Origin of the sequence: Psychrobacillus sp. NPDC096389, from assembly GCF_044762855.1 — a bacterium.
Lineage (GTDB): Bacteria > Bacillota > Bacilli > Bacillales_A > Planococcaceae > Psychrobacillus.
Genome location: NZ_JBIWFB010000001.1, coordinates 119,928 through 144,746, shown reverse-complemented (window position 1 = coordinate 144,746; position 24,819 = coordinate 119,928). Strand labels below are relative to the sequence as shown.

The following is a 24,819-nucleotide window of genomic DNA, read 5'->3' as shown; positions in this document are numbered from 1 at the left end:
TCTCTCCTTTAATGAATAGGTTAATCAATAGGGGAGGTGAAATTAATTGGATAATAGTCAGCCATGTAGTAAATGTGGCAGAGTTCATACCAATAGAGGCAGAAGAGGTCCAATGGGTCCTGAAGGTCCTCCGGGGGTTCAAGGTCCACCAGGAGAGCGTGGGGAAAGAGGTCCTAGAGGATTTATGGGATTAGAGGGTCCTACTGGAAAAACAGGGGCACAAGGTTCACCAGGCGGAATTGCTGAATTTGCATACATTTATAACATTGGTGAACAACGTATTCATCAGGAAGAGGATATTTCCTTCGATTCAAACGGCATTTTAACCCCAGGAATTTCACATACTTCTGGAGAGTCTAAAATTACGATTAAACATAGCGGGATATACGAAATCATCTATCACGTTACAGGCAAACACTCAAATCAATTAACCCTATTTGCTAACGGTATAGAAGTAACTAATACGACCTTTGGTGCGGAGTACGGTAATGCACCGAATATCGGTATCCAAATTCTTCGTTTAGAGGATAATACACAGCTAACCCTTAGAAATCATACATCCATGTCTAGCCATCTCGACTTATTATTAAATGCAGGAGGCACACAAACATGTGTCAACGCGGCAATTACTATCAAAAAGATTTCTACTAACGTATAACTTTTATATAAAAACTTCCCGCCTATTTGCTCAATTAGCGGGAAGTTTTCAATCGTCACATTTTAAATTGTCGCACCATTTCATTTAATGCATCTGATACAGTTGTTAAAGAATTAGCAGCCATTTGAATTTCTTCCATCGACGCTAACTGCTCCTCTGTAGCTGCGGCTATTTCATGTGTACTTTCAGCGTTCTCCTTGAATAGTCCTGAAACTTCTCCATATTTTTGCGCAACCATCGTAAAGTCCGTTGTCAGTCGCTCGGTTGCCGCTGCAATTTCTTGTACTTTTCCAGAAACTTGTGAAATAGATCGAATAATTTCATGAAATTGAACAGAGGTAACAGATGTTAATTGGATTCCATTGTCTACATTTGTTTTTACTAGTTCGATTGTGTGAACAGTATCATTCGTAGTTCCTTGGATTCGAGTGATCAATGCTTGAATTTGCTTGGCTGACTCGCTTGATTGTTCTGCTAATTTACGTACTTCCTCTGCTACAACAGCAAATCCTTTGCCATGCTCCCCTGCTCTAGCTGCTTCAATTGCGGCATTTAAAGCGAGTAAATTCGTTTGACCGGAAATATCATTAATGAGTGTTGTAATTTCCCCAATCTTAATAGCATCATCAGCCAATGAGTTAATATTTTTGTCAGTTGCACTTACAGATTGATGAATGACTTCCATCGAGGTCACGATTTCTTGCACTGATTTTTCCCCGCTATCAGCTTGTATGCTTACTTCATTTGTTTCTTCTGACACTTCTGCCGTTCGAAGCGTCATACTTTGTAGCATATGCAAAGATTGCTCAACAGCAATGGAGCTTTCGTTCAACATCTTTGTTTGATCGCCCATGCTTATCGAAACATTTTGGACATTTCCTGCAATTTGATTGGATGTTCGTTTCGACTCATCTGCGCTAGCTGAAAATTCTTCTGCTGAAGAAGCTGCCTGCGCAGAGGAAAAACTAATTTGCTGGATCATTTCTTTTAGAGAAGTAAGAAACTGATTAAAAGAAGTTGCTACTTCTCCAAGCTCATCTTTGTTTTTTACGTAAAGTGTTTTCGTTAAATCCCCATCTCCACTAGCAATATCATTCATTTGCTCCTTTAATTGATGCAAAGGTACTAATATGGCTTTTAGTAGTATTACACTCAAAACGATGCCAATTACTACTGCTACCAGAGAAATACCGATCAAAACCACTTGACTTATCGTAGATTGAGATTCCAAACTTGCCCCTACTTCAGCTGTTTTACTATCTAGCTGTTCGATGAATGCTTCAAACGATGGATCTAACACTTCTTTTCGAATTCTTCGTTCTTCCCCAAAATGAATTTCTTCTGACTTCTTTCGATTTATCGCATTGTTTTGAATGACCAGTTGGCTTTGTGCCCAAAACTGCTCGTAATCCGATTTAATAGTCTCTATCGTTTTCTTAGTGGAAGATGTATTCGATATAGCGATGATTTTATCGAATTGTTCTTGAATATTTTTAGACTTTTCTTCCATTTGCTTGGCATACGTATCGTCGCCCGTTAAAAGCAGCGCACGCTCATCATTGGAAAGACCTGCAAGGCGGTACTGTATTTGTTTCGCTATTTTTTGCATTTCCATGAGCGTATTTAATTCATTATTTTTGGCTACTGTATGAGATAAACTCCATGTTGCAAATCCACCAACAACAATGATAGATATGACTAGAATGGATGTAACCAACATCAGCCTTGTCTTAATTCGCATATTTTTCTCCCTTACTATTAGAAATTTTCATTCTAAAGTATAACAGAGAAAAATAGTACACACCTTGAATTCAAACAATAATTAATTATAAAATTCTTCAGGTATTGGACCAAAATTTCTTCTATGATAAAGTAGCGGATTTTTATCTTCATTATGAATGTGGATTACTTCTCCAATGAAAATGATATGGTCTCCAGCATCAATTTGATTGGCAGTTTTGCATTCCAATTGGGCAAGAGAACCAGACAACACAGGTAAGTTTCTTTCCGACTCTTCCCATTTACATTGACTAAAACGATCCTCCACTTTAGAAGCAAATAAAGTACAAATATCCGCTTGGTCATCCGCCAAAATATTCACCGCAAATTTTTCTGCCTCTATAAAGGCAGGACAGGAACCTGACTTTTTATCAATAGACCATAATATGAGTAAAGGATCTAACGAAACAGAAGCGAACGAATTGACCGTTAACCCTATTGGATTATTTGCATCATCAAAGGTTGTTACAACCGTTACACCCGTTGGATAATTTCCTAACGCCTTTTTGAATTCATCTTGTGCAGTACTTGCATTTACATTTACACTTACCATAAAAGTACACTCCCATTCTTGTTTACTTTACAATAACAACGCGCTGTTCCACTGGTTCTATCAGTTTTTCTTTCGGTGGCGAAATAGGATTGCCAAATGGCAACTGAGCAATAAGTTCCCATTTTTCTTGAATACCCCAAGATTCTTTCACTTCTTTTGAAAATTCCGGATAGAAGTGTTGCAAACTTGCTCCAAGTCCTTCTTGTTCCAATGCCGTCCAAACGATATACTGCAACATACCTGATGCTTGATGAGACCAAACAGGAAAATAATGCTCTACGCTTGAAAATTTTTCTTGGAATGATTCTACAACAGAATAATCTTCAAAAAACAGTACTGTTCCATATCCACTAGCAAAGCTTTCAAAGCGTTTTTTAGTAGAATCTATCTTTTCTTCTGCCAGTCCTTGTTTCGTTGATTCAAATGCTAGTTTCCAAAACTTTTTATGTTGTTCACCTAATAGCACAACAACTCGACCTGTTTGCGAATTGAATGCAGTAGGTGTATGCTTTACGACTAAATTTACTATATCTTCTATTCTTTCATCTGAAATAATCTTTTCATCATTAATACCATAAATAGAGCGTCTACTTTGAACGGCAGAATAAAAACTTTTGGTCATTTGAAATACGCCCCTTTCATTTGTTATAACTCTAGTCTGAAGCATTTCACATGTACATCTGCATTATGAAAATCTTTTGATTCATCTCGCTTAAAACCAAGATGTTCGTATAAACGGATCGCTTGGGTCATATTAGCACCTGAGTGCAAGTATAAAAAGTTGGCCCCTTTATCTTTTGCGTAGCTCGCACTTTCTTTTAATAACGCTTGGGCAATCCCTTTTCCTCTTGCATCCGGACTTACCGCAAGCAATCTCACAATCGGATCAACTATGCCAATCTCCGGCCTTTGATAAGCAGCTTCTGAATTCGTGAATAATTGTAACGTCCCTAACAATTCCCCTTCACTTTTTGCTACCAAAACTCTATCTATCGCAGGATTATTTAGTGATCGCTTAATACTCTCCAAATACACCTGCCAAACCGTTGTACTAAAATCACTTTCATATTGTCTATAACTTTCTACTAATAACTCCGCTACAGCCTCTTTGTCAGCTTCTCGCAATGTATCGATTGTAATGATGCTTGGCATATTATTCCTCCTTATACTGAGATTCAAAAACTCTGAATATCCAATCGATAGCATTTTACGAGGAAATTCAATTTATTAAACTCTTTCGACGTGTCACGTTTAAAACCTAGATATTCATACAAGCGAATTGCTTTGGACATTTTATCACTTGTATGTAAATAGATGTGTTTAGCACCTATTTCGTGTGCATAATTGATACTTTCCTTGAGCAATGCTTGTGCAATTCCTTTCCCTCTTGCAGTGGGACTAACAGCAAGCATACGAATAATTGGGGAGTAGATTTCTAAATCAGGTTTGTTGTAAGCCATTTCTGAGTCGGAAAATAACTGAAGTGTGCCTAGCACTTCTTCCCCATCTTTAGCAACTAAAAACTTGGCTACATTTGGGTTATTAACAGAAGCCGCTAAATCTGATGCGTAATCCAGCCAATCTTGTAATTTGGCATATGAATCCTTGTATTGTGCATAACTTTCAACTAGTAATCGACCAACAGCTTCTTTTTCATTTTCCTTTAATGTATCTATTGTAAGCACACTTGTCATTGCAAAACCTCCATCAGTTCGTTTTCAATCCTAGATTAAACTACCCCACCCTTACTGTATTGCCTTACTCTCTTTTCAATCAAATAATAAATACCTTCCATAAGGATAGAGATTCCCCAATAGATCAGTCCAGCAGCTATAAATGATTCTAAAAACTTTAAATTGGATGATGCCACAATATTAGCCATTCCAGTTAATTCTTTTTGAGAGACTAAAAAAGCAATGGAAGTCGTATGTAAAAATCCAACCGAGAGATTTGTGAAGTTTGGAATTGATTTCGCCAAAGCTTGAGGTAACAATATTCTACCCATAGCTTGGAGAGTACTCATACCAATAGAATAAGCTGCTTCCATCTGGCCTTTTGATACACTGGAAATACCCGAGCGAATAATTTCAGATAAATACGCACCTGCTGTAAGTGATAATGCAATTATTACATATAAAGAGATTGGTATTTTATTTGTTTCATATGGTAGATTGAAAGAGTTAATAACGCCATCTAGAAGCATCGGAATACCAAAATAAATAAGCATAATATGCATAATCGCTGGTGTACCTCGGAAAAATGATACATAGCCATTAGCTATCGAACTTAACCCCTTCACTTTATACTCTCGTACTAACGTAACTAATAAACCTATAAAGAAACCGATTATAACCGGAACAATGGCTAGCATTAAAGTTAACGGTATAGCTTTTGCAATTTCTTTAAATGCCACCCAAATAAATGGAATATCAATTACCATAGTTATTTGCTCCTTTCACTTGCTTCAGCAGAAGTCTTTCACTTCTATAAATAGTGGATTGAATGCCAAGATGCATTTAAATCAAAGGGAATAACTCCCTGCTGATTCAAGTGAAGCCTCCGGCGGATGTCACAAATTTTGAAAGGAGTCGAGGAAGGCAGTCTAAGTTCGCGACGTCCTGTCGCAACGACTGCATGACCTACATCCTGTAGGCCTCAAGCGCAATTCAAAATTTGGACGCAATTACGCCGAGGCGTAATTGATTCATCAAGTAACCGAAGCATCTGTTCCCTGATAACGATTTGTATATTTCTCAAATACTTTAAATCCTTTTTCTAGTATTAATACGACCATGTAATAAATGACAGATAAAGCGATGTAAACTTCTAAAGCATGTGCAGTAGCAGCGATAATCGTTTCTCCTCTTCCCATCATATCCATTACTCCAATGGTAAAAGCTAATGAAGTGTCTTTCAATGAACCAATAACAGTATTTGCGATATTCGGAAATGCAACGCGAATCGCCTGCGGGAATATGATGCGTGTAAAGTTTTGAAAAGGAGTCATTCCAATAGAATAAGCCGCTTCTGTTTGCCCGAATTCTACAGCAGAAATCGCTCCTCGGAAAATTTCTGCAAATATTGCACCATTACTCAATGAATAAGTGATGATTACAAAAAATAATGCATCCATTCTAGTAATATCAATATTTATGAGCGATAAAATAGCAGGTAACCCATAAAACACTAAAAATAATTGGATAATAATCGGTGTTCCTCTTATAAACGATATATAAAGTGTGACTATTTGCTTTAATATCGGAATATGGAACAACTTTGGTATAGCAGCTACTATACCAATGATTGTTCCTAAAATAATAGATGCAACTAAAATTTCTAATGTTATACCAAGATATTTCACTAATGTTGGAATAAATTCAATAATTAAAGAAGGATCAAATACTTTTCCCATCCATTCTACTCCCTTCCATCTGCTGGAGAAGGATTAGAATTCTGCCGAATAATCCGCTCCTAGCCACTTCTCACTCAGTGCACTTACCGTTCCATCTTCTTTCAACTCAGTTAACGCTTCATCAATACGTTTTTGAAGTGTTGTGTCACCCTTTTGTAATAAAAAGTAAACTTTTGAGTTAAGTAAAGTGTCACCAACAACTTTTTGTTGTGCGTCAGATTGTTCATTTAAAAAGTCTACTGCAAATGGAGTTGTAATAGTTGCATCTACACGACCAGTGCGAAGTTGATTAACAACATCCGACGTACTAGAAGTATAAATAATTTCAGCACCTAGACTATGTTCTTTATTGTATTTCTCCATATAGATTGCTGCGTTACTAGTAGCAGTAGTAGCAATCTTTTTTCCTTTTAAATCATCGATAGATTGTATATTTTCATTATCTTGATGAACCGTTACTTTTAACGGAAATACATTGTAAGGTACTTCGTTAAACAAGAATTTTGCTTGGCGTTCCTCGTTTACCTCCATTTGGTGGGCAATAAAGTCAATTTTATTTGTTTCTAAGCTCAACATTAAGTTAGAAAAATCCATTGTTTTAAATTCAATTTCATACTCTTCTAGTTTTTCATCAATTGCACGTACTAATTCCACATCGTAACCAGTTAAATTACCGTCTTCATCTAGAAAACAAATATTCGGAAATTGCGTACCAGTTCCAACTATAATTTTTTGTACATCTGAATTACTTTCCGATGTTTTTGAACTTGCTTCCTTTGAGGAACATGCACCTAGTAAAGCTACTGCTATCACTAATAAAAGTGTTAATACTTTCTTCAATATATATCCTCTTTTCTTATAAGTTTAGTTGGTTTTATACCAAAAATTATACATGTGCTGGCTGTAAAGCTGCTTTTAAATGCTCTAACCCAACCTCAGTTACTGCTCTATAAACATTTCCTTCGCCAATTTCAACAACTGGTACATGACGAATGCCATATTTAGTATCTAAAATATCCCGGAATTCATCATGATTCGTAACATCTACTGTTTTATAGTCAATATTTTGCTCTGTTAAATATTCCTTCACTTCGTTGCAATAACTACATCCTTGTTTGGACCATACGACTACTGATAGATTTTGTGACATTTTTTTCTTCCTCCAATATTAAGCATGAACTGCTTGTTTCAATAGATTTTTTGGACTTAATAATTCAAAAGAGCGAAGTCGTTGTTCCGGATTAGGAATTGGAGTATGCAAGATAAACTCATCTACCCCGTATGTTTGATGTAATTCATCTAAAGTTTGTTTCACTTGCTCCGGTGTCCCATAGATAATATTCGCATCGTATTGTTTTACTTCATATGCTTCTCCAGACTCTTCCCCGAACTTTTCCGCTTGTTCTACAGTTTGTAATGATAATGTACGACCACTTGCTAAATGCACTTTGATAATTTTATGGTTACTTGCAAGTTCTTTCGCTTCTTCTGCGGTAGGTGCTGTAACAACCGTAACAGAAACAATAAAAGTTCCTTCTGGATAAATCGCTCGATATAAATTAGCAGCCTCTTTCAAGATTTCGTTATCCGCGTTAATAAATCGAGCAAAAGCATATGAAACTTTTAACTCTGCCGCTAGTTTTGCGCTATTTGGGCTTGCGCCTAACAAATACGTTTCCGGTTTTACAGGGGGTATCGGAGTTGCTTGAATACTAGCAAGCTCATGCTCTTGGGGAACATTATCATGTATAAGCTGTTGTAAAAAAGCAAGCCTTGCTTCAAAGTCTTCCCCTGTATTCACTGTTCCATATTGCAATGCTTTTGTTGAAAGAGGTAATCCACCCGGCGCTTTTCCAATACCCAGATCTACTCTTCCTGGTTCAAGTGTAGATAGCACATTAAAATTTTCCGCTACTTTGTACGGACTATAATGCTGTAACATAACTCCTCCAGAGCCTACTCGAATCGTTTTTGTCTTCGCCAACAAATAAGAAACTAAAACTTCCGGAGATGAACCCGCAACTGTATCTGAGTTATGATGTTCTGATACCCAAAATCGTTCATACCCCCAGCTTTCCGCTTTCTGAGCTAAATCTACTGTTTTTTGCAAAGTATCGTAGTTAGATACGCCTTCAACAACCGGACTTTGATCTAAAATTCCTAATTTATAACTCATAAACTTTCCTCCCGGATTAACATACTTCGTTTTTATATGGAATACTCTAGCTCAGGTGTCATCCTTTTCAAAAATTGTTTTGTACGGTCTTCTTTAGGTGTTCTAAAAATATCATTAGGAACTCCTTCTTCCACAACTATGCCACCGTCCATAAAAATAACTTTATTAGACACCTCGCGTGCAAAGTTCATCTCATGCGTCACAATAATCATTGTGATACCTTCTCTAGAGATTTTCCGAATAACATCTAATACTTCTCCTACAAGTTCGGGATCTAATGCAGATGTTGGTTCATCAAAAAGAATCACTTCTGGATTTAGAGCCAAAGCTCGAGCAATGCCCACCCGTTGCTGTTGTCCACCTGATAATTGAAGAGGATATGCATCTACCTTTTGCTCTAATCCTACTTTTTTCAACATTTCCAATGCAATTTCACGTGCTTCTTTCACATTCTTTTTTTGAACAACGACTAATCCTTCCATCACATTTTGTAAAACCGTCTTATGTTGAAATAGATTATAGCTTTGGAAGACCATGGCTGATTTTTTTCGTAAATGATATATATCTTTTTTATGCACTTTCTTAGAATCGATTGTTACATCACCTATCGTGATAATACCTTCGTCTGGTCGTTCTAAGTAGTTTAGACAACGCAATAATGTAGTCTTTCCAGAGCCACTCGGACCTAATATAGAGATGACATCGCCTTTATCAATCTGTATATTTATTCCTTTTAAAACTTCATTTTTCCCGAACTTTTTATGAAGATTTGAAATGGAAATCATTTTATCCCTCTTCTCTTAAAACATTAAACGAGCTGTTTCGCATATCGACTTTCCAAAAATGGAAGACCTAAGTTTCCTCTCAACGTATCCGCCTCATACTCTTCACGATATAAACCGCGTTGTTGTAAAATTGGGATAACTTTTTCGACAAAATCGTCTAATGTGTTAGGCGCCTGTGTTGCAATGATAAAGCCGTCTGCACCGCGCTCTTCAAACCATTTTTGTACTAGATCTGCAATCTTTTCTGGAGTTCCGATAAACTCTGAACGAGGCGTTGCTTCTCTTAATGCAACTTGACGTAGAGTAAGGTTTTGCTCTTTTGCTTCTTGTTTAATACGATCAGTATGGCTTTGAAAACTATTCTTCCCAATGTCGCCTAACTCTGGAAAAGCTTCATCTACTGGATATTGAGAAAAATCATGATGATCGAAGTAACGACCTAAGTATGCCAAAGCTCGATCAATCGATACTAAATTAACAATCTCTTCATATTTCTTTTCTGCTTCTTCTTCCGTATCCCCAATAATAGGAGAAATTCCCGGGAAAATATTCAACTCTTCCGAATTACGTCCGAATTCAGTAGCTTGTTGTTTTACATCGTTATAAAAACTTTTTGCAGATTCAAGCGTTGGATGCATAGTAAAAATAGCATCTGCTCCCTTTGCAGCAATTGTCTTTCCTGGTCCGGAAGATCCCGCTTGGAATACTACTGGCTGCCCTTGTTTCGAACGTCCAATATTTAACGGTCCTTGTACAGAGAAATATTCCCCTTTATGATTCAGATGATGTAATTTGGATGTATCGAAAAACACATCATTTTCTTTATCCCCAACAAAGGCATCATCGTCCCAAGAATCCCAAAGGCCTCTTGTTACTTCTAAATACTCTTCTGCAATTTTATATCTCGTCGCATGATCTGGATGCTGTTCGATTGTTTTATTGTAATTCAGTGCAGTGCTTTCTAAAGGTGTCGTCACTAAGTTCCATCCCGCACGTCCACCGCTAATATGATCAAGAGATGCGAATTGACGAGCAACTGTAAACGGATCACTGTAAGAAGTAGACACGGTACCTACTAAACCGATTCGTGAAGTTACAGTAGCAAGTGCGGATAAAATAGTCAAAGGCTCAAAACGATTTAAAAAATGTGGAATCGACTTTTCATTGATAAATAATCCATCTGCGATAAAAACTAAGTCAAACTTACCTTCTTCTGCCTTTTGAGCTTGTTGCTTATAAAAGTCCAAACTTACACTCGCATTTGTTTGAACTTCTGGATGCCTCCACCCTGAAATGTTACCGCCTACTCCATGAATGATTGCACCAAATCTAATCTTTCTATTGTTCGTCATGTGAAATCCTCCCATTCTTAAACCAAGTTAACTGATATGATTAATGTATTTTTATTAGGTCTTATGCTAACACTTTATCTAGGTGAATTGCAATACGTTTACTGATAGAAAAATTTATTGTATTGATAGAGAAAGTCTATTGATGCAATTGAAATCTCTCAACAGATTGGTTGATGTCTTTCCATAATTGCCATTTCGTTACGTCTTGATTTGCATAAGTGAGAAAGACATGTTGCTTTATTTGAATCAAATGGGCAACATCGATTTCGATCAACTCTCCACTGGCTAGTTCATTTTTTATGCATAAATAAGGTAAAAATCCAATGGCACAACGACTTTTAATAATGGATTTCGCTACTTCTAAATGATCCACTTGAAATTCAATCCGCGGCTCCACTTTACCCACTTCAAAGAGTTTATGTATTCGATTCCAGTCAAAAGCTCCACACTCAAAAAACACCATTGGTTCTTCTGCCAATCGAATGGGCGTTATATTTTCTTCGTAATACAAAGGATGCTCCGGATAAGCAACTAGTCTTACGGAATTATCTAGTAATTGTTCTTTTTGAAGACTTTCATTTGCCGTATCCTTTATAAAAGCAACATCTACTTGTTTCTGCAAAAGTTTTTCAATTAAAATATCATTTGGCGCAGAGACAAATTTATAACGTAATTGAGGATTAGCTTGTTTCCACAATGGCAATGCATAAGGAATAAAATATTGTGAAGTAATGACATTGGCGCCGATAATCACTTCTTCATGACTATCTCTTGCCTTCATTATTTTTTTCCCTTCTTTATACGTTTGAATAATTTGTTCTGCATAAGGTATGAATTCTCTTCCATGCTCCGTAAGTGAAAGTCCTCGGCCATGCCTCGCAAATAATTGTATATTTAATTCTCTTTCTAATGTCTTAATCCTTGCTGTCACAGTCGGTTGGGACAAAAACAATGCATCCGCTGCTTTATGAATGCTTTTTAACTGCACGACATACATAAATGCTTCCAAATGATCGATATTCATTTCCTATCCCTCTTTTCTTATCTATCATCATAATCAAATTATTCCAAGTGGTAAAGTATGTTTTTAAAATAAAAAAAGCGTACATGCCAATCTCTGCCCCAATACAGCAAACAGATGGGATGAAAGGCATAATACATGTAATAGGGATAATGCGTATTATATTGCTCTGTTAGCGTCCACTGTGATTTTCGCTGCAGGACGGACGCTTTCCGGGGGGGGGGGAGTGATGAGCCTTCACCGCCGCTTAGGCGTACGTTGTGAAGTCTCATCTTACTCACTTGATCCCTTCGGAGTCGCCGCCCTGCAGCGAAAATCAATGAAAAAACACTGACTTATCAATGTCCAAAATTAAAAATAAATGGATGGATGTGACAATCTAGCCTTTGAATACGATAAACTAATCGAACAGATGCCGACCAGGAGAAATCGGCGGTCTTTTCGACATATTGTTCCTATAATATGTCGAAATCATAGTCGTCTCAATCCAAGTAAAGAGCTATTGTGAGAAATTAGTTGCTCTCATTGGCAATTTAGTTGCTCTCACGTTGATTTTAGTTGCTTTCGTACTGAAATTAGTTGCCTTCAATAACTTTTGATTGCCCTTAGCCATACTTTGGAATTTTCCGCGACATTGTAAGATCCTACGCGAGCGTCAGCGACGTAGTGGCTTCATCACTCGTCTGGCGGAAACATAGCGGCCTCCTTATTGAACTCTCTACGAGGCATTATCCCTAATTTATATACAAAATAAAAAGTGCCATATCCTATGCTACTTGAAGAAAGTTATCTTTCCGTAGAATTTTCACGTTTTCCCAAGCAGTAAAAAAACTAAGCCAATAGTAAGTGGCTTAGTTAAGACTATCCTATTAAGTATGTCGGTTGGTTCTCACAGTTGGTTGATCTTCACCAATTTCAAAAAATCCTGCTCTCCGACAATTTCGATTGGGTATCCTTTTTCAATCAATGCTTCTACTTTTTGCATTTTTGTACTTTTAATACCTTGTCGATATTTTTCTAAATCTCGATCGCCAACTACTAGGAAGTTTGTTGTCGCATCTACTTGTCCTTTACAAATAGCTCCGCAATTTGCTGCATATTGTGCAGCTATCGGTCTTGTCATGGATACCATTTTTCCCGTAAATACAATATTTGCTCCGTAAAATGGATGCTTAGTATTAAGCGGAAAAGTTTCCGCAACAATTGAGTGCAATGATGCATCTCCAGAACTCTTTCTAGCGCGAGTCGTTTTATTATTTGCAGCAGTAGGGCTTCCAAACTTAAGCTTATGCAAAGTAGATAGCTCTTGGATAGAACTTGTCTGCGTTTTTTTCAACGCTTCGAGTGTAATAAGTGCCGAAGCTCGAGCATCCTCAAGAGCGTCATGATGTCTCAGGCTAATGCTTAAGTAATTGGCGACTGTAGAAAGTTTATGATTGTACAAATTCGGCCAAACCTTCTTGGCAATTCGGTAAGAACATCCATATTGAAAGTTTGGCTCTACTTCATGAATTCTTTTTAAAGAGTCGCGTAGTACTCCTATATCAAAGCTTGCATTATGTGCAATGATTGTTTCGTCATCGATATACTGTTTAAAGTTTGGCCAATATTCCTCAAATGTTGGTGCATCATGTACCATGTATTCTGTAATTCCATGAATTTTCGTATTGTAATAATGAAATTCACTTAATGGGTTGATCAATGTATGTATTTCTTCTTCAATTTTACCATTTTTTACTTTCACAATACCGATGGAGCAAACACTAGAACGCATACTATTTGCAGTCTCAAAATCTATCGCTACGAAGTCCATCTCTTATCCCACCTTACTTTTGTTTGAATCTGTTTATTATCTCATACATAACTGCCTATCTAAAACCCCTTGCAAGTATGCAAGGGGTCGATGTTAGTATAGTCGATTTCTTGGTGGAATTTCATCCAGCTTCTCTTTTATTTGCCTTCTTTCCTCATATTGTTCCGGAGAAATACGCTTTTCTCCCCCAACTAAATATGGATCCGTGGCAAATGTTTCTCCGCGAGCAAAACGATCTGGTGGTGCATCGTAGCTACCAATGGACGGGTCATCTGCAAACGTTAGTACATCTGTATATAGAAGAATCGCCCCTCTTGAAACTTCATCCGCATAGCGTTCCGTTTCTTCCACAGACAAATTTAGCTTCCGGAGCCCTTCTGTTATAGCATCTTCACCAGTAAACCAAGATTTAAATTTATCTATAAATGTTCCTGCCTCGTGTGTCGTTACCTCAGAGTGTCGATTTAAAGTATATAAATGATTATTTTCTTGCGATATTACGTGGATATCACTATCCGCATATCCTTGTTCTTGCAGGAGTTCCAACTTTTCATACATCTCTTCTTCTGAACGAGCTATTTCAATTCGTCGATTTGATTCAATGTTCATCGTATTTCCTCCTAGTTTTCGTCTTATATATGTGATACCCCATTATTAACCCAACATAAACTTCCTACTAACTTTTTAATGTTTTTGTAACATTAGCAACGAAAAAAGAAGAGCGACCGTAGCCTCTCTCCTTATTATCGAATGTTCGCTTTTCGAAATCCTTGTATCACATCAATTAAAGCAAAAACGATACTAATTAATATAACTCCTAACTTTACTGGACCCTGAAGCTCAAATGTAAAATGAAACAAATCCTCTAAATACGTATAGAATTCTATATTCACCAAACTATTATTATTGAGTATAACGATCAATACAATAGTAGATACAACATGTCGTACTGTATTCAAAATGGCCACTTTTCGAGTCCACTGCGAAGTGACAAATTTGTAAAACACTAATATGATTTCTACCGCAATGGCAGCGAGTACTATAAACGTATAGGCATGTAATACATCTTGATTGAAAGTAGGAATGATGAATTGTAGTTTCCCACCTACATTTTCATATACGCCAATTAAATGTACCGCATTGAAATAGACGGCAACAAAAATTGCAATCCAGAGTAAACTACCGAATACTTCAACTTTAGAAATTTTCTTTTCATTTTTAATGTACGGTATACCTTTCAAGTCATCTGAAGTCCACTCTTTCCAATTGGATGTTAATGGCGATTTATCCTTTGAAGTGTCCGTCCTCTCCAAAATAGCAAACACGATTGTAATCCAGAAAAATGTCTGAATCGCTGAGCTAATCACTCCCCAAATACTATGTCCGACAATAGTAAGAATTGTACCGAGTATAGCTTCCTCCCCATTGTAAGTTAAAATATTCTCCGTAATAACAACTATAAATACGATTACCGCAACTATTGGAATAATCATTTTCAGTAAAGTCGTATACATATCGAAGTATCTTGGACCTATTAAATGCATTGGTCGATCCGCGTATCCACTTGCAAGTAATGCTGGATTACCTAAATTTTCAAGAGCTTCTTTTACTTCTTTTTCTGTGTAATCCTCAGGTAACATATCCTCAATCGTTGACCTTAGCTCCAGTGCAATGTCCTCCCGGTTCTTTTCAGGAAGTCTGCGCGTCACTTCCTGTATATAAATATCAATCAGGTGCATTTTCCACATCTCCTTTCAATAAATTTTGAAGTTCTTTTGTCGCTTTTTCCCATTCTTCTTTCAGTTGCTCTAAAATTTCTATTCCATACTCGCTTAGTACATAGTATTTCCTTGGTCTACTTTCTGTTGTGTCCCAACTGCTTTCGACCAACTCTTGTTTTTCTAAACGACGAAGCAAAGGATATAACGTACTTTGATCAATTGATACTCCTGAATTTTCCAGCAATTGAACTAAAGAATACCCGTATTGGGGGGTTCTAAGCTGACTCAATACAGCAAGTGTTAAAGTCCCTCGACGTAATTCTGTTATTAATGAATTGATTAATTTACTCATTTTCCACCTCACTTACTTATACTATATGTCGTACACTATATTTATACTGTGTATAATACACTATTATGTTATTCATAACAATATTTTTTTCACACAAAAATATACCTGACTCTGGTCCAATTTAGCAAATGGGAACAATGAGTGGGATAACCCACAACATAGGGATAATGCTGCGTAGAGAGTTCTATTAGGTGACCGCTGTATTTTAGTCGGGCGAGTGACGTGCCGCTACGTTGCTAACGCTCTTGCAGGGTTTCACACCGTGGATCGAAATTCCAAAGAATGGCTAAGGGCAATCAAATAGCTATTGAGAGCAACTAATTTCAGTACGAAAGCAATTAAAATCAACCTGAGAGCAACTAAATTGTCGATGAAAGCAACTAATTCTTAAAACAACAAGTATACTTAACATGAGATAAAGGCGATTATGGCTCATCTTTGTCAACGTTGCGCAAATGACCAATAATGTTGCGTGTTTGAATGGGAATGTTGCGCGAATTCTATACAATGTTGCGAGTAATGACTAGAACGTTGCGCTTTTTTTAATGTAAAAACTTCTCAGTTAAATGGCTCATGCAAGATGTGGCTAGCGGTCACCTTTTACAACCCAAAATCTCTATCTCACTTATAATATAAAGTACGACACACCTTACGTTACTTGAAAAAAATCTATGTGCTTAGTTTCCTCACCAACAAAAAAAGCCGTGAATTTAATCACGGCTTAGATTCCTTATTTATTTGCGATCCGAAAATTCTTGATCGTCTCCATCTGAAAATTCAACTTCCAGATCAAATTCTGTATAATCTTCCACTCCGAAAGCTTTAGAAACCTTTTCTATCACTTCTTCTTTACTCATATCTTTTGTTAGAGCAAGATCTTTAAAGATTGGTTCCAATTCAGCATATGCTTCATCACCAGTCAATTTCTTGGATGCTAACTTATTTTCATATTCTGCTTCCGTTTCGGATACATCCATATCAAATGAGGCATCAATTGCATCTTTTTGATTAGCTGTGTCGATATCTAGATCAAAAGATTGAAACCCAAATTCATTTTGCATGTCACTATTAGAAGGTGCGTCACTTACTTCTTCTTTATCCCCACATGCTCCTAGTAATAGAGCAGTTGTTAATAATGTACTTCCAATTATCGAATATTTTTTAGTTTTCATAATAACTCTCCTTCACTTGTTGCGTAATTATCCGTTAAATTATTTATTCCCATGATGAATGATTCATAAACATTAAGTAATATTACTTAACCAGGATAACGTTTTTCACTAGCTGACGTCGACTTCGTAGAGTCTTTGTTTTCTTCATCTTTTACTTTATCATTTAGTTCTTCTACCGGAATTGGATCCACGGTTTTCATATCCTCATCTATATCAAAAATACTTTCTTTTTCTGTGTTCACCAAATCAGGGTTATCTAATATACGACCAACAATATCCTGTTTTTCACGATCATCATTTGGTTTCTTTGTCATATGAATCTCTCCCTTGATTGTTTTTATTTATTTAACCTATTTTTAAATTGTTAAACATTGTACCTCTTCCGCAAAAATAAAAAAAGCCGTGGGTTCCCCCGCGACTGTTTATGCTTTATTCTTTTTTCGTATCCTTGTACTCTTTTTCTTCCCCATCGGAATATTCTACTTCTAATTCGAACTTTGTATAATCTTCCACTTCAAAGGCTTTTGATACATTTTCAATCACTTCGTCTTTACTCATTTCTTTCGTTAGTCCTAAATCTTTTAATAATGGCTTCAGTTCATCGTATGCTTTATCACCTTTTAATTTTTTGGGCTCTATACGGTTCACGTATTCAGCTTCTATTTTCGAGCCATTCATCTCAAGATATGCCTCAATTGCGCCTTTATGGTCCACTGTATCTACCTCTAACTCAAAAGAAGTAAACCCAAGATCTGACTCTGCTTCTTCCGGTGTTGATGAGCCTTCTACTTTTTTAGCTTCCCCACAAGCCCCTAGTAGCAGAGTAGCTACCAATAGTATACTTCCATAGATTGAATACTTTTTCATTGCAATTATGACTCCTCTCTTGAAGAACTTCTAGCTATAGCTATAGCCAAAAAGAGAGGAATATAACCAAATTTGGCTCCTTTAGAAAGAAAAATCGCTTATTTAAAGAACTTTGTTAGAATGTTTCTCAAGCCAATTTGATTGGCTGGGCCTGAACGAGCTATTAGCAAAGAAACTTGTGCCATTGTAATCGGTAAAGAAGTTTTTTTCCGCATTGCCAAATATTTAGGCTCCCAACCGTCAGCGTATTTTTCCTTGAACATTTTCAGCCCTTTAAAATGATAAAATGCATGACCATATAAGAAAATTTGATAGGCAATTTTTTCTGTTAAAAATGAATACTTGGAAAGTCCCACATTTGCCAAAGGTGCCATTCCAAGATTAAATTTTTCATAATTATGTTCCTTATACCATTCAAATAGTTTAATAAACATATAATCCATCGTTGCATTTGGGGCCTTTAATCCATAACGCATCAAATCCACAGAAACCATTTTATCCCCATCATAAGCGGGCATTATATTACAAAAGGCGACGATTTCCTCTTCTTCATCCATCACTACAGCAATGGGGACATTTCGTAAATAAGCGGGATTAAACCATCCTAATGAAAATCCTTTTTCTTTTCGTCCTTCCAGCCATTGGTCAGAAATAAGTTTTAACTTTGAAAGAAACGCATCTGAATGTGGGGCTTGAATTACTTGAAAACGATAGCCTTCTCTTTCTAGTTTATTTTTATTGGCACGCAGATTTTTCATTTTCTTACCTACCAAGTTGAAAGAAGGAAGATTTACTAATGCCTCTTCTCCTAACTTAAAAAAGTCATAGCCGTTTTCATGCAGATATGGGAACATCCTTGAAGTAACTTGATAATAAACCGGCGTGTACCCATAGACATTTGCCCGATCATGAAATTCTTCCATCGCTCGGGGAATATCTTTTTTCTCCCCAACTAAATCACCTAAAACAATCAACTTATCCGAATACTTTTGAAAAGCGAGCATAACTGTTTTGGTGTCATTCCAATAAATGTATTTATCATGCAAAAAAATTAAATGCGATAACACTGTGCCTTCATATTTTTCAAGATGCTCTTTTATTTCATCCTCATAACTCACAGACTTTTCAAAAGGGAAGTATCGTGGTTTCGCGAGCAAATAACCGATGGACATATATAATATTGCAAGGATAATCCCTACTCCAGCGCTTACTAATAGATCAGTCGAATCCGTCATAATATATGGTCGTAGTTTCACAGGAATTGTAAAATGAGAGGTTGGTAAGTTCACGAACCCAATAAATACAAAGCCTCCTAATATAATCGAAATTCCTATAATATCAACCAATGATTTACCCCAAGTAGGAACAATATTTTCTCTATAAAATTGCTTTTTCGACAAGAGGAGTATAACGAATACAACAATGACAAACAACGCATCTTCGTAGTCAAACCATTTAGATAAAGAAAATATTGCGGCTACTACTAATGTCACAAGCGTTAAAGTGTAGGCCCACTTCACCCTATATTGTATCCCCCTCGTCAGCATTAAGAGAGAAATGCCTAATCCAACTGTAAATTCATGCGACATATTCATCACAGGCAAAGCCAAAATTTCATTTGTCATTTTGATCCGCTCTAATGCAGCTGGAACAGCAGCTGACACCAATAAAATAATCCCAGCTAATAAAACGAAAACGGTAACAATCCAATGGCTGACATTTTGCAAAATAATAGTTGGAATTCGATTTAGCTTTTGGTTTAACTCTCCCCAAAAATAAAGCAATAAAGTTACAGTTCCGATTAAAGCAGGGACAATAAAATAACTAATACGGTACAAAAGCAGAATTAATAGGGTCGTTTCAGTAGGAACCCCCAAACCTTCCATACCAAGCAAATACATAAGATCAAAGGAACCTATTCCCCCAGGCAACATACTAATAATTCCTGCAAAGGATGCAACAATAAACGTCGCTAACATACTAGAAACAGGGACTGAAACCCCTAAGAAATAAGTTATTATATACATTAATCCAAAAGCAAAACACCACTCAAACAATGAAATGACTGCTAAAGAAAGAATATCCTTTCTTTTAATAAGACTTACTGTTGCAGAAGCCTTTTGCCTTTTTATGCTTACAATCAAGATTGGAAAATAGATTGCTAATCCTACTAATGCTATTTGAATCCATTTAACTTCCTTAAATATAGGAGTTTGAATAATTCCCAGTAGGGGGAGCCAACTTAATAACGACATACCAGATAAATAAAATAAGGTAATTAACCCGATTCTTTTCACAAGTGCCTTTTTTTCAAGCCCGTGTCGACCATAAAAAAAAGTACGAATGAGCATTCCAGCTACTCCACCAAAACCAACAAAATTAGATATCGTATTAGCAGTCCAAGAGTATATTACTGTCTTTGTGACCGGAACTTTCAATTGTAAATGTCGCCTTAAAACAAAGTCATATAATATCATTGGTAGTACCGCAAAAATACCAGCAAAGATAATAATGACAAGATGACTCCAAGCTAAAGCACTAATGTTACTTTTTAAAAGGGAAAAGTCTAAATTTTTTAGCGCTTGATTGGATTCAAAATAGAATACTATGAGTATCAAAAGTGGAACAACTATTTTAATAAGGCGCGAAAACCATGGCATCTTCCAAAATTGTCTCATCTATTGTCACCCCAATACATTTATATCTTCTCCACTACAGTGTAAACGTTGTTCTATCATATATAAAGACAAAACACCAAGCAAGAATTTTAATTCTCACTTGGCGTTTTCTAATTTAATGAGCTTTTGTTATTTGCTCATAATACACATTCAAATCATTATAATATTTATTCAAAGAAGAAGTGGATACATTAAAAGATTCAGCAATTTCTTTTATCGTCATATCTAGCGGTTCAAAAAAGCCATTTTCTTGACCAAATCTGATAGCCCCCGCCGAAATCGCGACTTCTTTACGCGCATTTGGTTGCTGTTCTACTAAATAATCTTCCACAATTTCTACAAGCTTATGGTATTCTCGATTATTTTTCTCTAAGAAATCAATTGCTACTTGTAGCACTCCTGCTTCAAATTGCGTATATTCTCCACCTTCGTAACCATTTTCACCTAGTAAAGTCCACAATGTAGTAGCTTTTCCTTTCAAAAATGCTGGAGCTGATAATTCATCTTGTGATTCAAATTGACTCACAAAAGAGGAAAACACATTTTGATGATCAGTAGGAAAGAAGATTAAACTAGAAATTGCTATATAATGATTTTCTTTCGGTGTCCCATCTGGCAAGATGAAACAATACATATGTACACCTACAGGTACTGGCTTTTCGCCTTCACGTCTTAATCGAATCGTTTCTTTTGTCAAAATATGCGTTACCGTCATGTAATGATCATCTACATCTACTACTTCCCCAACAAAGACACGTGGTTCATTCCACTGTTGGATAGCGTTCAATGTAGAAGGTCGGACGATTTTCTTTTGTTGTTTCTCTAAGAAGCCTGTCCATATTTCTGGTTTGTGATGGAAAAAGAATTCATCTAACACAATCGCTTCAATCATTTCTTCTTCTAAGTATTGGTTAAGCGATTGGTTCCAAGTTTTCACAAGCTCCTGGAACGCTGGTATATCTTTTCTTTCCGGATATTCATCATAAAATGTTTGTAAAATACGTTCTAATTCTTCTGTTTGTACTTCTTCTATTGTAATAGTCTCTTTCGACTCACAACACTTTTTATATTTCTTTCCACTACCGCATGGGCATGGGTCATTACGTCTTACCATTAAAACACGTCCTTCAATAAAATAAGCTGAAGTCTTAGTTTATCACGTTTTGCATGAAATATTAAGGTACGAACGACTCGGGGCGAACTTCCTTTTTGTGGATATTCCAAATACCCCCTCGGTTTTTATAACTAAACGCCCTATTTTCCAACTAAGAACAAAACGCTAAAGCGTCTTTCTCTGAACCGATATAGAAAATAGGAACGATGAATGGAATGACGCACATAATGGGGTGAGTGAGACGTTGGGAGTTCTATAAGGTGACCGCTGTGATTTTCGCCCCCCAGCAGCGAAAATAAAAAAACTAACTTAATCAGTGTCCGAAATTAACAATAAAAGGATGAACGAGATATCTTGCCTTTGAGCACGATAAACTAGTCGAGCATATGCCCGTCATGCAAGTTCAACATGCTTTTAAGCATATCATTCCTATAACATATCGAAATCATGGTCGTCTCAATCTAAGTAAAGAGTTATTGTAATAAATTGCTTGCTTTCATCGGCAATTTAGTGGCTCTCATGCTGATTTTAGTTGCTTTCGTACTGAAATTAGTTGCTTTCAATAGCTCTTTGATTACCCTTAGCCATTCTTTGGAATTTATTAATTAATAGCTACATAATTTTGCTCGAAGGTGTGAGACCCTGCAAGAGCATTAGCAACGTAGTGGCCCGTCACTCGTCCGGCGGAAATATAGCAGCCTTCTTATTTAGCTCACTACTGCGCTGTATTCCTAAACAGTAATACACTTATATCTTTAAGAGTATGTTATCTACAAACCATGCATTTTACAACTTCCGAAAGCACAAAAAAGTGCCCTTGAAGTTATTAGCTTCAAGAGCACTTCCTAAAAACTTATTGCGCTGTATAACCACCATCTAAAATGATTGCTTGACCAGTCATTCCTTTTGCCGAATCACTAGCAATATATAAAGCCAAATCAGTAATTTCACTAATATCTAGTAATCTCTTTTGCGGAACAAGTGGATATAATACTTCTTCCAAAACTTGCTCTACTTCTATGTTACGAGTTTTTGCTAAATCCGCAAATTGGTTGCGCACAAGTGCTGTGTCCACATAACCTGGGCAAATGGCATTTACGGTAATACCATCTGCAGCTGATTCAAGTGCTGCTACTTTTGTTAAGCCAATAACACCGTGTTTTGCAGAATTATATGCCGCTTTTCCAGCAAAACCTATGACTCCATTAATCGATGCCATATTTATAATTCTTCCGAAGCCTTGTTTTTTCATATGAGGTAATGCATGTTTAATCGCGATAAAAGGAGCAGTCAACATAATTTTCACGAGTAACTCGAACTTTTCAGTTGGGAAATCCTCGATCATCGATACATGCTGCATTCCGGCATTATTCACTAGAAAATCGATACGACCGTATGTTTCAACCGTAAATTGGATTGCTTTTTCGATGTCAGCTTCTTTCGTCACATCACAAATGATTCCTTTAGCATTTCCATTTAATTGACTTACTGCTTCATCGATTGCATCTTGTGCTAAATCAGAAATTACTACATTTGCACCTACATCCGAAAATGCTTTTGCAATATCAAAGCCAATACCGCGAGCCGCTCCAGTGACAAATAAAACTTTCCCTTCCATTACATTACCCCCTAAGTTAAATTGTAGTCCATCCGCCGTCTACTTTTAAAGTTTCACCAGTTACAAAGTTTGCTAGATTGGAAGCTAAATAAAGTACTGCTCCCGAAACATCTTGTGGTTGGGATAGGCCTTCTAAAAGAATACGACTTTCCACATCTTTTTTGAATGCTTCATCTTCGAACATTTTTTCTGTAAACTCAGTTTCCACAAATGTTGGGGCTACTGCGTTCACTTTAATACCTAATTTTGCCCATTCTACAGCTAGAGCTTTCGTCATTTGCACGAGCCCACCTTTGCTGGAACAATATGCCGCTCGTTTATAATAGCCGACGAACGCCATTTGGGAAGCTATATTTATAATTTTACCACTTTTTTGTGCGAGCATATATTTTGCAGCAGCTTGACTAGCAAAAAATGCAGATTTTAAATTTAAATCGAGCACAGTGTCCCAATCTTCTTCCGTTACTTCCATTGCAGGCTTTGCAATATTCACACCTGCATTATTCACGAGCACATCTACCGTTCCAAATTGGCTTGCTGCTTGTTCGATTAAATCTTTCACAACCGCAATATCACTCATATCTCCTTGGACAGCTATACATTTTTCATTAAATGCATGCAATTCTGCTAGTGTTTCATTCAAAGCTATTTCACTTCGTCCGGAAATAACGACATTAGCGTTCAATTTAGCAAAAGTAAGTGCAATATCTTTTCCAATACCCTTACTTCCACCAGTTACGATTACTGTTTTATTGGCTAGTTCGGAGAAAAATGCTTCCATTATTTTTCCTCATTTCTTTGCAGATCATTTTTTAAGAAATGAATAAGCGTTTGCTCGCGTTCTGCATTTTTCTGCTCTGAAAAATCAGCCTCCCAATTATAAAAACCTTCTCCACTTTTATCTCCAAATTTCTTCTCTTCTACGAGTTTCGTTAGAACAGTGCCTGATTTCTGATCCGTACTTAAATCTTCAAATAAATAATTGGAAATCGCTGAAAACACATCAAGTCCACCCATATCCGCTGACATTAATGGACCTGTCACTGGCAAACGTCGTCCAATACTATACGTGACTGCTGCATCAATATCTTCTTTCGTTGCAACACCTGCATCTAGTAAAGATTGCGCTTCACGGAACAAAGCGTATTGTAAGCGATTACCGATGAATCCTGGAATCTCTTTGTTTAGTAATATTGGTTGTTTATTCATATCTTTTATTACTTGCATTGCACGTTCCACTGTTTGCTCATCAGTTTGTTCGCCTTTAACCACTTCTACTAAAGGGATTAAATGCGCCGGGTTCCAAAAATGAGTTACTACAAAACGATTTGGATTTTGCATCTCTTCCGCCAGTAAGCTTGGTTTAAAGCCGGAAGTATTACTTGCGATCACTACTTCTTCACTTATCATGCTTTCAATTTTTTTATACATTTCTTTTTTCATATCCAACACTTCTGGAATTACTTCAAAGATAAAAGTAGAATTCGCAATTGTTTCTTCTAATGAAATGGATAACGTTATTTTCTCTCTAATTTGTCTCGCAGTTTCTTCATCAAAGACTTCGTTATCTGTCATTACTTTTAATTTACTATGTAAGCCTTTGTCGGCATTTTCTAAATCCTTTTCATTAATGCCATACACCTTTACTGCTAATCCTGCCCAAGCAGCCGATAATGCAATCGAATGTCCCATTGTTCCACAGCCAATAATTGATACGTTTTCCATATAATCCACATCCCCTTTATGTT

26 protein-coding genes are annotated in these 24,819 nt (G+C 36.7%); 1 reads left to right on the top strand and 25 read right to left on the bottom strand.

The window, feature by feature from the left end:
- The first annotated feature begins 46 nt into the window (after nt 1-46).
- Complete coding sequence (locus ACIQ38_RS00720; RefSeq protein ID WP_402816838.1) at nt 47-658, top strand: collagen-like protein; 612 nt, start codon at nt 47-49, stop codon at nt 656-658.
- A 55-nt stretch (nt 659-713) separates the two neighbouring features.
- Here ACIQ38_RS00720 and ACIQ38_RS00715 read toward each other — a convergent pair whose 3' ends face one another.
- From ACIQ38_RS00715 to ACIQ38_RS00595, 25 genes are all read right to left on the bottom strand, one after another.
- On the bottom strand, nt 714-2,399 hold the full coding sequence (locus tag ACIQ38_RS00715; RefSeq protein WP_402816837.1) for a methyl-accepting chemotaxis protein: 1,686 nt from the start codon (nt 2,397-2,399) through the stop codon (nt 714-716).
- 81 nt (nt 2,400-2,480) lie between these two features.
- Nucleotides 2,481-2,990: a flavin reductase family protein gene (locus tag ACIQ38_RS00710; RefSeq protein ID WP_402816835.1), complete on the bottom strand. Its 510-nt coding sequence runs from the start codon at nt 2,988-2,990 to the stop codon at nt 2,481-2,483.
- A gap of 22 nt (nt 2,991-3,012) precedes the next feature.
- Nucleotides 3,013-3,612, bottom strand: a complete 600-nt coding sequence (locus tag ACIQ38_RS00705) for a nitroreductase family protein (RefSeq protein WP_402816833.1) — start codon at nt 3,610-3,612, stop codon at nt 3,013-3,015.
- Nucleotides 3,613-3,635: 23 nt separating this feature from the next.
- The gene (locus tag ACIQ38_RS00700) at nt 3,636-4,142 is read right to left on the bottom strand and encodes a GNAT family N-acetyltransferase (protein ID WP_402816831.1); all 507 of its coding nucleotides are present in this window, start codon (nt 4,140-4,142) and stop codon (nt 3,636-3,638) included.
- Nucleotides 4,143-4,165: 23 nt separating this feature from the next.
- Nucleotides 4,166-4,684, bottom strand: a complete 519-nt coding sequence (locus ACIQ38_RS00695; RefSeq protein ID WP_402816829.1) for a GNAT family N-acetyltransferase — start codon at nt 4,682-4,684, stop codon at nt 4,166-4,168.
- A gap of 35 nt (nt 4,685-4,719) precedes the next feature.
- Nucleotides 4,720-5,430: an amino acid ABC transporter permease gene (locus ACIQ38_RS00690; protein ID WP_402816827.1), complete on the bottom strand. Its 711-nt coding sequence runs from the start codon at nt 5,428-5,430 to the stop codon at nt 4,720-4,722.
- A gap of 267 nt (nt 5,431-5,697) precedes the next feature.
- Entirely contained in the window at nt 5,698-6,402 is a 705-nt protein-coding gene (locus ACIQ38_RS00685; RefSeq protein WP_402816825.1) for an amino acid ABC transporter permease, read from the bottom strand.
- A gap of 33 nt (nt 6,403-6,435) precedes the next feature.
- Nucleotides 6,436-7,242 carry a transporter substrate-binding domain-containing protein gene (locus ACIQ38_RS00680; protein WP_402816823.1) on the bottom strand — a complete coding sequence of 269 codons (807 nt, stop codon included), beginning with the start codon at nt 7,240-7,242 and terminating at the stop codon, nt 6,436-6,438.
- Between the two features lie 46 nt (nt 7,243-7,288).
- The gene (locus ACIQ38_RS00675; RefSeq protein WP_402816821.1) at nt 7,289-7,552 is read right to left on the bottom strand and encodes a glutaredoxin family protein; all 264 of its coding nucleotides are present in this window, start codon (nt 7,550-7,552) and stop codon (nt 7,289-7,291) included.
- An 18-nt stretch (nt 7,553-7,570) separates the two neighbouring features.
- On the bottom strand, nt 7,571-8,578 hold the full coding sequence (locus ACIQ38_RS00670) for an LLM class flavin-dependent oxidoreductase (protein ID WP_402816819.1): 1,008 nt from the start codon (nt 8,576-8,578) through the stop codon (nt 7,571-7,573).
- 32 nt (nt 8,579-8,610) lie between these two features.
- Nucleotides 8,611-9,363: an amino acid ABC transporter ATP-binding protein gene (locus tag ACIQ38_RS00665; RefSeq protein WP_402816817.1), complete on the bottom strand. Its 753-nt coding sequence runs from the start codon at nt 9,361-9,363 to the stop codon at nt 8,611-8,613.
- Nucleotides 9,364-9,386: 23 nt separating this feature from the next.
- On the bottom strand, nt 9,387-10,715 hold the full coding sequence (locus ACIQ38_RS00660; protein WP_402816815.1) for an LLM class flavin-dependent oxidoreductase: 1,329 nt from the start codon (nt 10,713-10,715) through the stop codon (nt 9,387-9,389).
- Nucleotides 10,716-10,851: 136 nt separating this feature from the next.
- Entirely contained in the window at nt 10,852-11,739 is an 888-nt protein-coding gene (locus ACIQ38_RS00655; RefSeq protein ID WP_402816813.1) for a LysR family transcriptional regulator, read from the bottom strand.
- Nucleotides 11,740-12,625: 886 nt separating this feature from the next.
- Nucleotides 12,626-13,549: an exonuclease domain-containing protein gene (locus tag ACIQ38_RS00650; RefSeq protein ID WP_402816811.1), complete on the bottom strand. Its 924-nt coding sequence runs from the start codon at nt 13,547-13,549 to the stop codon at nt 12,626-12,628.
- Between the two features lie 93 nt (nt 13,550-13,642).
- Nucleotides 13,643-14,158: a general stress protein gene (locus ACIQ38_RS00645; RefSeq protein WP_402816809.1), complete on the bottom strand. Its 516-nt coding sequence runs from the start codon at nt 14,156-14,158 to the stop codon at nt 13,643-13,645.
- A gap of 134 nt (nt 14,159-14,292) precedes the next feature.
- Nucleotides 14,293-15,288 (bottom strand): HAAS signaling domain-containing protein, encoded by a 996-nt coding sequence (locus tag ACIQ38_RS00640; RefSeq protein ID WP_402816807.1) that lies wholly within the window; start codon nt 15,286-15,288, stop codon nt 14,293-14,295.
- The gene (locus tag ACIQ38_RS00635; protein ID WP_402816805.1) at nt 15,275-15,622 is read right to left on the bottom strand and encodes a PadR family transcriptional regulator; all 348 of its coding nucleotides are present in this window, start codon (nt 15,620-15,622) and stop codon (nt 15,275-15,277) included. The genes ACIQ38_RS00640 and ACIQ38_RS00635 overlap by 14 nt, the downstream gene beginning before the upstream one ends.
- A gap of 734 nt (nt 15,623-16,356) precedes the next feature.
- Nucleotides 16,357-16,794, bottom strand: coding sequence for a YusW family protein (locus ACIQ38_RS00630; protein ID WP_402816803.1), 438 nt, complete (start codon nt 16,792-16,794; stop codon nt 16,357-16,359).
- Between the two features lie 86 nt (nt 16,795-16,880).
- Entirely contained in the window at nt 16,881-17,108 is a 228-nt protein-coding gene (locus ACIQ38_RS00625; protein ID WP_402816801.1) for a hypothetical protein, read from the bottom strand.
- Between the two features lie 115 nt (nt 17,109-17,223).
- Entirely contained in the window at nt 17,224-17,661 is a 438-nt protein-coding gene (locus ACIQ38_RS00620) for a YusW family protein (RefSeq protein WP_402816799.1), read from the bottom strand.
- Nucleotides 17,662-17,759: 98 nt separating this feature from the next.
- A complete protein-coding gene (mprF, locus tag ACIQ38_RS00615) occupies nt 17,760-20,339 on the bottom strand; it encodes a bifunctional lysylphosphatidylglycerol flippase/synthetase MprF (RefSeq protein ID WP_402816797.1) in 2,580 nt (859 codons plus the stop codon).
- Between the two features lie 115 nt (nt 20,340-20,454).
- Nucleotides 20,455-21,453, bottom strand: coding sequence for an SEC-C domain-containing protein (locus tag ACIQ38_RS00610; RefSeq protein WP_402816795.1), 999 nt, complete (start codon nt 21,451-21,453; stop codon nt 20,455-20,457).
- 853 nt (nt 21,454-22,306) lie between these two features.
- Nucleotides 22,307-23,071 carry a 3-hydroxybutyrate dehydrogenase gene (locus tag ACIQ38_RS00605; protein ID WP_402816793.1) on the bottom strand — a complete coding sequence of 255 codons (765 nt, stop codon included), beginning with the start codon at nt 23,069-23,071 and terminating at the stop codon, nt 22,307-22,309.
- Between the two features lie 16 nt (nt 23,072-23,087).
- A complete protein-coding gene (locus tag ACIQ38_RS00600) occupies nt 23,088-23,852 on the bottom strand; it encodes an SDR family NAD(P)-dependent oxidoreductase (RefSeq protein ID WP_402816791.1) in 765 nt (254 codons plus the stop codon).
- Nucleotides 23,852-24,796, bottom strand: a complete 945-nt coding sequence (locus ACIQ38_RS00595; RefSeq protein ID WP_402816789.1) for a 3-hydroxyacyl-CoA dehydrogenase family protein — start codon at nt 24,794-24,796, stop codon at nt 23,852-23,854. Before ACIQ38_RS00595 ends, ACIQ38_RS00600 begins: the two co-directional genes overlap by 1 nt.
- Between the last annotated feature and the right edge of the window lie 23 nt (nt 24,797-24,819).